This window comes from bacterium, from assembly GCA_026398675.1.
In the GTDB taxonomy this organism is placed as follows: domain Bacteria; phylum RBG-13-66-14; class RBG-13-66-14; order RBG-13-66-14; family RBG-13-66-14; genus RBG-13-66-14.
This window is the reverse complement of sequence record JAPLSK010000200.1, coordinates 1-8817: the sequence shown is the minus strand read 5'-3', so window position 1 is coordinate 8817 and position 8817 is coordinate 1. Positions and strand designations below refer to the sequence as shown.

At 66.7% G+C, this 8817-nt stretch carries 10 protein-coding genes; all 10 read left to right on the top strand.

Annotated elements, in window-relative coordinates; translation table 11 throughout:
* Positions 1-82 precede the first annotated feature (82 nt).
* The 10 genes from NTW26_06680 (at position 83) to NTW26_06635 (ending at position 8750) form a co-directional block, all read left to right on the top strand.
* On the top strand, positions 83-670 hold the full coding sequence (locus tag NTW26_06680; protein ID MCX7021941.1) for a hypothetical protein: 588 nt from the start codon (positions 83-85) through the stop codon (positions 668-670).
* Positions 664-1410 (top strand): hypothetical protein, encoded by a 747-nt coding sequence (locus tag NTW26_06675; protein ID MCX7021940.1) that lies wholly within the window; start codon positions 664-666, stop codon positions 1408-1410. Before NTW26_06680 ends, NTW26_06675 begins: the two co-directional genes overlap by 7 nt.
* 42 nt (positions 1411-1452) lie before the next feature.
* Positions 1453-1842, top strand: coding sequence for a hypothetical protein (locus tag NTW26_06670; protein MCX7021939.1), 390 nt, complete (start codon positions 1453-1455; stop codon positions 1840-1842).
* Between the two features lie 114 nt (positions 1843-1956).
* Positions 1957-3072, top strand: coding sequence for a DUF362 domain-containing protein (locus NTW26_06665; protein ID MCX7021938.1), 1116 nt, complete (start codon positions 1957-1959; stop codon positions 3070-3072).
* Complete coding sequence (locus NTW26_06660; protein MCX7021937.1) at positions 3065-3676, top strand: SPOR domain-containing protein; 612 nt, start codon at positions 3065-3067, stop codon at positions 3674-3676. The genes NTW26_06665 and NTW26_06660 overlap by 8 nt, the downstream gene beginning before the upstream one ends.
* A 43-nt stretch (positions 3677-3719) precedes the next feature.
* Positions 3720-4802 carry a glycosyltransferase family 9 protein gene (locus NTW26_06655; GenBank protein ID MCX7021936.1) on the top strand — a complete coding sequence of 361 codons (1083 nt, stop codon included), beginning with the start codon at positions 3720-3722 and terminating at the stop codon, positions 4800-4802.
* Positions 4795-5367, top strand: coding sequence for an ATP-binding cassette domain-containing protein (locus tag NTW26_06650; protein ID MCX7021935.1), 573 nt, complete (start codon positions 4795-4797; stop codon positions 5365-5367). Before NTW26_06655 ends, NTW26_06650 begins: the two co-directional genes overlap by 8 nt.
* Positions 5364-6431, top strand: coding sequence for a CapA family protein (locus tag NTW26_06645; GenBank protein ID MCX7021934.1), 1068 nt, complete (start codon positions 5364-5366; stop codon positions 6429-6431). The genes NTW26_06650 and NTW26_06645 overlap by 4 nt, the downstream gene beginning before the upstream one ends.
* A gap of 69 nt (positions 6432-6500) precedes the next feature.
* Positions 6501-7094 (top strand): hypothetical protein, encoded by a 594-nt coding sequence (locus tag NTW26_06640; protein MCX7021933.1) that lies wholly within the window; start codon positions 6501-6503, stop codon positions 7092-7094.
* 501 nt (positions 7095-7595) lie between these two features.
* Positions 7596-8750: an MFS transporter gene (locus tag NTW26_06635; GenBank protein ID MCX7021932.1), complete on the top strand. Its 1155-nt coding sequence runs from the start codon at positions 7596-7598 to the stop codon at positions 8748-8750.
* Positions 8751-8817 lie beyond the last annotated feature (67 nt).

Sequence of the window (8817 nt, the reverse complement as noted above, 5' to 3'; positions counted from 1 at the left end):
CCCTGCCCCTGCGGCTCGGGGAAGAAGTACAAGAAGTGCTGCTGGGACAAGGACCACGGGCATTGAACAACCGGGGTCCCCATTGAACGACGCGCCTGTCTTCCAGCTGGTGGATTTCGTCGCCAGCCCCACCCAGGAACCGCTCAACCTGAGCCTCGCGGCCGGCGGTCTCGTCACGCTCACCCTGCCCCGGGGCGAGCGCCGCTCCCTCGTCCGGGCCATCGTGACCGCCCGGCGCCACCGGGGGCGGATGCTCCTGCCCCCCGAGGGCTGGGTGCCGGGCTCCGCGCCTCCCGTCACCCTCGTCGTACAGGACACGCCGCCGCGAAACCGCGTCGCCGTCTGGCTCGGTGAACCGCCCTTCCCCTCCCTCACCCCCGCCGAGGCCCTTCTTCTGACCGCCCGCACGGGCGGGTCGAGGCTCTACGACCCGGAGCGGCTGCTCGCCCCGCTGGGGCTGCCGAACGGGAACGGACCGTCGGGAACGCTGAGCTGGCCGGATCGGGTCAAGCTCGGCCTGGCGACGGCCCTCGCCGCGGAGCCGGTGCTGATTCTGGCGGAAAACCCCCTGGACGGTCTGGACGCCGGCATCCGGCAAAAAATCTTCGAGCTCCTCCCGGCGTGGCTGGGACCGTCCTCGTGCCTGTACTTGGACGGTGGCGGATGTTAGGGGTCTGGTTTACCTACGGCGTCGTGGACGCCCTCCGACGGCGGCGGCTCCTCCTGGCCTACCTGGTCGGGCTCGGCACGCTCATCGTCGCCGGCCTGGCTCTGACGGGGCGCATCATCGAGGCTCCGCTGGGCCAGCAGCTCATCCTCCTCACCCGCAACCTCCAGTCGCTGGCCTATTTCCCGATAGGCCTGCTCCTGGGGCTCTTCTTCGGAGTGGACGCCGCCGGCGAGGCCGCCGGGACGCCGTGGCTCTTCTTCGGCGCCACCCGGGCCTCGGGCCGCTTCACGTACCTTCTGGGTCGTCTCCTGGCCGCGCTGGCCATGGCCCTCACCGCGCTCCTCTTCCTCTCGCTGACGGGGGGGGTCGCGCTCTGGGCCGCGACGGGCAGTTTTTACGCCCTCATCCTGGACGCGGTGCTCCTCCTCATCCCCGGTCTTCTGTTCATGACGTCGCTGGGTTATCTCCTCCGGCTGCACCTGCCGGTTCCGGCCGCTATCGGCGTAGGGCTCGTCGTGGTCGCAATCTCCTTCGGGCTCCCACTCGTGTGGGATCCGCTCTACTACGCGCTTCCGGCGCTCCTGCCCCTCTTCGCCGACCACACCGCGATGGCCGATTTCCACGCCGTCACCCGCTTCTTTTTCGAGCTGGTCCAGCTTGCCGGCTGGAGCGCGGCCCTCGTCATGTTCGCCCATTTCCGCCTGGGGCGGCTCTGGTTCGACGACCCCTTCGGGGGGTAAGCCCTTGCCCCCGGTCCCCGCATCGGGTAGACTTACCACGCCATGAGTGAGCCCCTAGACAAGTTCGATGAGGTTTTCGGCAACCTCGACCAGAGTTACTCGCACCGGGCCTACCGCTTCGTCCTGGCCGCGGTGGGGCATATCGTCGGTCGCCTCTCCGAGCCGCGGCACATCACGGGACAGGAGCTCCTCGCCGGGCTGGTCGAACTGGGCCGCAACCACTTCGGACCGCTCGCCGGCGAGGTCTTCGCCGAATGGGGGGTCAAGAAGCCGCTGGATTTCGGCAAAATCGTCTTCGAGCTCGTCCGGGTGGGTCTCCTGGGCAAGACCGCCGAGGATGACCTCAAGGATTTCGAGAAATTCCCGGGGTTCTTCCGCATCGGGAAGGACTACGACTGGCTCGGCGATGTACCGCCCGAGGACGAGCGGTGAACCGAACGTCTGTTCGGTGGGGGAGGCGGCCCGTCGGGACCGCCTTTGTATTGGGCGGTCACGGCTTTACAGTAGCCCGTTTTGCCGCTATAATCGCCGAAAAGCGAGGTGAGGTTGTCCTCCCGGGTACACCTGTTGAGCCTGACCGAGAGCCGCCGGAAAAGCTCCCTGGCCCTCTTCGTACCGATGTTGAGAGCCGCCGGCCTGCCGGAGATCATCGGGAAGGGCGACATCACCGCGGTGAAGCTCCACGTCGGTGAACCGGGCAATCTGGCCTACATCCGCCCCCCTTACACGGAGGCGGTATTGGACCTGATTCGGGAGCTCGGGGGCAAGCCGTTCTTGACCGACTCGACGACCCTCTACACCGGCCGGCGTCGCAACGGGCTGGACCTCATGCGCACGGCGGAGCGCCACGGCTTCGCGAGCGTGAATGTCGGCGCGCCTTTCCTCCCGGCCGACGGGTTGAAGGGCGACGAAGCGGTAACGGTCCCGTCGCCCGTGGAGGGGAACCCGCCGGTGCATCTCGCCGCCGCCGTGGCCAAGGCCGACGCCCTGGTCTGCCTGAGCCACTTCAAGGGCCACGAGGTGACCGGATTCGGCGGTGCGCTCAAGAACCTGGGCATGGGCTGCGCCACCAAGGCGGGCAAGTTCTACATGCACAACCAATCGAAGCCCTTTGTGGACGCAAAAAATTGTACCGGCTGCGGCCTATGCCTGGAGTGGTGCGCCTCCGGCGCGATAGAAATCGAGGACGGGACCGCCGCGATCCGGGAAGCGAGCTGCACCGGCTGCGCCCACTGCCTCATGTCCTGCCCGGAGAACGCCATCCGCTTCCGCTGGGACCAGGCGCCGGTCGAGGTGCAACGGCGCATCGTCGAGTACGCCGCGGCCCTGACGAGAGCACTCAAGGGGAAAGTCTTTTACGTCAACTTCGTCACCGACGTGAGCCCGGCCTGCGACTGCTACCCCTTCAACGGGCCGCCCCTGGTGCCCGACCTGGGCATCCTGGCCGGCACCGACCCGGTGGCCGTGGACGCCGCGTGCTGGCGACTGGTCAACGAAGCCCCCGCCATCCCCGGCTCGGCGGCCGAGGGCGCGGAACCCGGACAGGACAAATTCCGTTTTATATATCGGAACGTGGACCCGGGAGTCCAGCTGGTCGAGGCGCAGAAGTTGGGGCTCGGCACGACGGCGTTCGAGCTCTGCCAGGAGGTCGGCCGTGGATAATCTCCAGTACGGTGAACCGGTGCCGCCCACGAGGAAAAAGACCGGGATCGCTTTCACCGGGCTGATCCTGGCCCTGGTGATAATCGTCGCCGGCGGGACCTTTCTCCTCACCCAGACCTGCGAAAAAGTCACCCACGAGGGTGAGGACGCCCAGGAGGTCCTCGTGGAGGCCCCCGACGTGAACCCCAACGGGGAAAACACCCGCGAGCTCGTCTTCTACACCAGCGAAGGGGATCTCGTCGTCATGCCGAACGAGGTGGCCGAGGGGGAGACGCCCAAAGAGCAGCCCCTGGAGCTCCCGCCCGAGCTGGTTAAAATCATGGAGGGCAACGGCCAGCACACCGAGACGGGGACCGCTTCCACCGACGGCAACGTGACCTACTCGGTCCAGGTGGGGGCCTTCGGTAATCCGGAGAACGCCCAGGGCTTGGTGGACAAGCTGGGCGCCGACGGGTATACGGCCTATGTCGTCGAGCCGCTGGCCTCCGACGAGAAGCCGCTGTACCGCGTCCGGGTCGGGCCGTTCCACAACCTGGATGAGGCCGCCAAGACGGCCTCCGAGCTCCAGGAAAAGTACGGGCTCTCCCCCTACATCCCCCATTGACCGGCCCAGTGACGCTCTTCTCCGAGTCACCCCGAGGCGGAAGATGACCGAGTGGTACGCCCGCACGGACTGCCGCTGGTATCTGGGCGACCGGCCCTGCCGGTTCAAGCGCCTGTGCCCGGACTGCCCGCACCACGCCCCGCGCGGCGCGGAAGTGTTGGTGGTAAAGCTGGGCGCCCTGGGCGACGTCCTGCGCACCACCGCCCTTTTACCCTCCCTCCGGCGGCGTCACGGCGACGACGCCTTCCTCACCTGGGTCACCCATCCCAAGGCCCTGGACCTGGTGGCGAATCAGCCACTGGTTGACCGGGCCCTGCCGCTGGACCTCGAAACGGTCGTCGGCCTGCGCGGGCGGCGTTTCGACGCCGTGTATGTCCTGGACAAGGAGCCCGCGGCCACGGGGCTGGGCCTCTCGGTGGAGGCCGGGGAGCGGTGGGGGTTCACCCACGACGGGCGCGGCGCCCTCGTGGTCTCCAACCCGGAGGCGGAGTACTACTGGCGGCTGGGACTCGACGACGAGGAAAAATTTTCCAAAAACACCCGGTCGTACCAGGAGCTCTTGGCCGAGGCCCTGACTCTGGACTACCAGGGCGAGCCCTACGAGCTTCGACCGTCCGAGGAGGACCGGGGGAAGGCGGCGGATATCCTGGACCGAGAGATGAAAGGAAAGGGTCTGGACCCCGGCGCGCCGCTCGTCGGCCTGAACATCGGAGCGGGCGGGGTTTTCGCCAACAAGAACTGGCCGCCCGGGCGCTATGCCGAGCTGATGACCCGTCGGCCGGAATGGAATTTTTTAATCCTCGGCGGCCCCGCCGAGGCCCGAACAATAGACGTCCTGGCGGAGGCCCCCAACGCCCTGTCCGGTGGGAGCGACAACCCGCTCCTGCGCTTCGCCGCCCTGGCGGAAAAATGCGCCGTCGTGGTCACCGGCGACACTCTGGGGCTACACGTGGCGCTGGCCGTAGGAACCCCCGTGATTGACCTCCACGGCCTGGGGGAAAAACTCCTGAGCGACTACGACTGCGCCCCCTGCTACCGCCGTACCTGCGACACGAGCCCGTCCTGCGTGGAGGCCGTCGGCACGGACGCGGTGCTCGAGGCCGTGGAGCGGCTTCTCCGTGGCTGAGTTACTCCTGGAAGGGCGCGGACCCTCACCCCTGGGCCGCTATTCCCTGAAAATATCATCGGACGACCGCCTCTGCGTAACCGGCGGACCCGGTTCGGGTCGGACGACCCTCTGCCGGCTACTGGCCGGCGTCCTTTCCCCCGAGGAGGGCGGCCTGACCCTGGACGGCACACCCTACTCTCCGCCCGACGGCCGGGCGGCCGCCCCGGTGGGTTATCTGCCCTTTCCCGCTCCCCTCCTGGTTCGCGCGCGGGTCTTAGATGCGGAAATCGCCCGTCTCCTCGGCGCCGAACATTTGTTCGGCAGGGAGGGCCCCTTTTCCGCGGGCGAGAACCAACTCTTGCACCTGGGCGCGATGCTCAGCCGGGGTCACGCCTTTCTGGCCCTGGACCAGGCGCTCGCCCCGCTGGGCGCCGGGCACGGGGCGCGGGTACTGGAATTTCTGCAGAACAAGGGGTTTAAACCCCTTGTCTCCTGCGGCATCCTCCTCACCGCATCCGAGCCGCTCGAATGTTGGCGCAACCTGAGGCTCTCCGGCGGCGGGCTGACCGAGAGCAACCCATGACCCGAAGGGTTCCGCCCTGGTGGATGTCCCTGGTGGCCCTGGCCCTGGTCTCGGCGCTCGTCTGGGCCGGGCTTTTTTTCGGCTCGAAGCTCATCGGACCCACACGCGGGCTTCGAGCCTACGGCGCAGTCACGCCACCGCACGAGACGGCCACCACCAGCCTGGTTCTCTGCGGCGACGTGATGCTGGCGCGGGGGGTCCGGGACCAATCCGAGCGGATGGAAGACACGGCCTGGCCCTTCCGGCAAAATCTCTTCCTGACCGCCAACGCCGATGTCGCCTTCGCCAACCTCGAGTCGCTCTTCAGCGAGCACCCGGATCCGAACCCGGCCCACCTCGAGTTCCAGCTCCGTCCCGAACAGGTGGAGGCGCTCCAGGTGGCCGGCTTCGATGTGTTATCCCTGGCCAACAACCACGCGGGCAACGTGGGGCGCGCGGGGATGGCCTTTACGGTGGACCTTCTGCGCTCCAACGGCATCGCGCCGTCCGGCGGGGGGCATAATCTGGCGGAGGCCCACCGGCCCGCCATCGTGGCGACGCCGAAGCTGACCGTCGCCTTCTGCTCGTACGCCGCCGCCGCCTCCCTGGTCGCCGCCGACGACGCCCCGGGGCACACGGCCTGGGGCCTGGACCTCCTCCGGGAAGACCTGGCCCGGGCCGCGGAGGAGGCCGACGTGGTCGTGGTCAGCCTCCACGCCGGCGACGAGTACGCCCCAGGAGAGAACAACCTGCAGCGCAATTTCGCGCACACGGCCATAGACTTGGGCGCCGACATCGTAGTCGGGCACCACCCCCACGTCCTCGAGCCGATCGAGGTCTACCGAGGCCGGCTCATCTGCTACTCCCTGGGCAACTACGTCTTCGATCAGCCCTGGAACTACGACGCAGGCCAAACGGCTGCGGTGGAGGTGCTCCTGAGGGGGGACGAACCGCGCCGGGCCTACATCCACCCGCTCCGGATAAACGCGGATTTCCAGCCCGAGCCGGTGGACGGCCTCGCGGCGGAGGAGATTCTCAGGCGTCTGGGCCTGGAGACGGCCCGCATCGAGCTGGGTCGCGATTGACCGGAAACTTCGGCCGTTTGACGCTAGACTTAGGCAATCACCCCAAACCGTGAAAAAAGCAGGTCCACCATGAGATGGATTGCGGTCATCCTGGCCCTCGTCGTCGGCTTGGCTTCGGCCGACGTGGGGCCCGACGGAGGTTACTCCGGTTCCTACGCCGGCGGCGGACCTTTCGTCCGCTACTACTTCTACGACCTGGCCGACGTCTCGTCGAACTTCGGGGGCCACTTCCTCGTCCTGGGCGGCCGGGGCTTCGGCGCGGTTAACGACTGGCTGCGCCTCGGCGGCTGCGGTGGTGGGTCCGTGTCCGTCATCGGCGAGGCGGACGCGGAGAACAACGACTCGGGCGTCGGCTTCGGCGGCTTCACCGTCGAGCCCTACTTCGCGCTCACCGACTGGCTCACCGTCTCGCTCCCGGTCCTTCTGGGCGCCGGGGGGTACGATTTCCGGCACCTCGTCGAGGAGTACCCGGACCACGAGTACCGCTACGAGCTTTATGAGTCCGCCTTCTGGCTCGTCGACCCCTGCGTCGAGGTTTTAATCAAGCCGAATCCCTTCATGGGAATTGGCCTGCAGGGCGGGTACAGCTTCATGTTGAAGAAGGATGAGGTGTTCGAGAGCAGCGCCTACGTGGGCCTGGGCGTGTACTTCGGGATGCCGTGAATCGCCCCTGCGAACGAATAATGTAGGGCGGGGATTTAAACCGAGCGAAGCGAGCTATGCCCCCGGCAAAACGAGCAACGCGAGTAACGCCCCGGCGAATCCCCGCCGTTTAAACACCCAACCCCAATCGCGAAAAAGACTCGTAGGGGCCGACCTTCAGGTCGGCCCGCTTTTTTAAGGCAGCCCTCACCCTTAATCCTTAATCCCTCTCCCACAGGGAGAGGGAGAAACGTAGGGCGGGGATTCCTATCCCCGCCGTTCCAACCCTTACCCTCACCCCAACCCTCTCCCTAAGAGGGAGAGGGGGCCGATTCGTGTGGCAGCCCGCACCCCGGCCAAGACCTCGCAGGGTGCGATGATGTAGGGCGGGGATTTTAATCCCCGCTGCGGCTGTCTGTAAAACATGGAAGAACTCGGCCATCCCGCTCCCGCACCCGGACCACCCCACAACACTCGGCTCTATTTTATACTACACCCATCCCCGGTCGAAGGAAACCCAAGATGGACGACGACAAAACGCGCAAGCGCATACTGCGGTCCTTCTCGGCCTCCAGCTTCCTCAACGACATGGGCTCGGACATGCTGCTGCCCATCATGCCGTTGTACCTCCTGGGCCTGGGGGCGGGGACCGCCTTCATCGGCTTTCTCGACGGGCTCGGAACGGCCGTCGTCTCCCTGGCGCAGATGGCCTCGGGCTACCTCTCGGACCGGCTCGGGCGGCGGAAGATATTCATCTGGACGGGCTACCTGGCCGGGGCGCTTGGCAAGCTGGGCTTCGGGCTGGCCCGGACGCCGGGACAGATGATCGGGCCCAAGGTGGTGGACCGGCTGGGCAAGGTCCGCGGCGCGCCCCGGGACGCCATGCTGAGCGACGTTTACGGCGCCGAAAAGAGGGGATGGGCCTTCGGCGTCCTGCGGGCGATTGACAACAGCGGAGCCTTTACCGGGGCCCTTCTGGCCTGGCTTTTTGTAAACACAATCCCGCTCCGCTGGATTTTCTATATCGCCGCCGTGCCGTGCGTCGTCGCGGCCCTGGTCATCCTCCTGACCCTCCCCGAATCCCGCGCGAAGCGGGAACCGAAGCGGCTCTCCCTCCGCCAACTCGACCGCAACAGCCGCCTCTTTCTCCTTTTCGTCTTCGTGGCCTCCCTGGGCCTCTTTTCCTACTCCCTGCTCCTCGTTTACGCCGAGAGGAACGGGGTTTCTCCGGGAATGATTCCGCTCACGTACCTGGCGATGACTGCGACGGCCGCGCTGGCTTCCTACCGGGGAGGACGGATGCTGGACCGTTTCGGGCGGCGGCCGGTCCTGGTCCTGTCCCTTCTCTCGTTCATCCTGCTCTGCGGGGTCGCCCTCCTCGGACCGTCGGGCTGGTGGTCCATAATTCTGTTAATTCTATACGGCCTGTGCACGGGCCTCTTCGAACCCGCCCTGAGCTGCTCGGCGGTGGAGCTGGTGCCGGCGGAGCTGCGGGGGACCATCCTGGGGGCGACGCGCCTGGTGATGGGGCTGGCGGCGCTCCCCGCGAGCTGGCTGGCGGGCTGGCTCTGGGAGACCGTCGGCAGTTGGGCGGCTTTCCTCGTGTCGGGGGTGTTCGTCCTCATTTCCTTGCTCCTGCTGCCCTTCGTAAAATTCTCAAGGGTTCCGTGCTCGTAAAAACGCTCGGCTACTCGGTTTTTTCAGGCATTAAAAAATCGCCCCTCGGTGCGACGTATTGAACACC

Excerpts from the sequence above, each read along its gene's own strand:
- NTW26_06655 (MCX7021936.1), top strand. The coding sequence starts at position 3,720 with ATGACCGAGTGGTACGCCCGCACGGACTGCCGCTGGTATCTGGGCGAC.
- NTW26_06635 (MCX7021932.1), top strand. The coding sequence starts at position 7,596 with ATGGACGACGACAAAACGCGCAAGCGCATACTGCGGTCCTTCTCGGCC.
- NTW26_06640 (MCX7021933.1), top strand. The coding sequence starts at position 6,501 with ATGAGATGGATTGCGGTCATCCTGGCCCTCGTCGTCGGCTTGGCTTCG.
- NTW26_06645 (MCX7021934.1), top strand. The coding sequence starts at position 5,364 with ATGACCCGAAGGGTTCCGCCCTGGTGGATGTCCCTGGTGGCCCTGGCC.
- NTW26_06675 (MCX7021940.1), top strand. The coding sequence starts at position 664 with ATGTTAGGGGTCTGGTTTACCTACGGCGTCGTGGACGCCCTCCGACGG.
- NTW26_06670 (MCX7021939.1), top strand. The coding sequence starts at position 1,453 with ATGAGTGAGCCCCTAGACAAGTTCGATGAGGTTTTCGGCAACCTCGAC.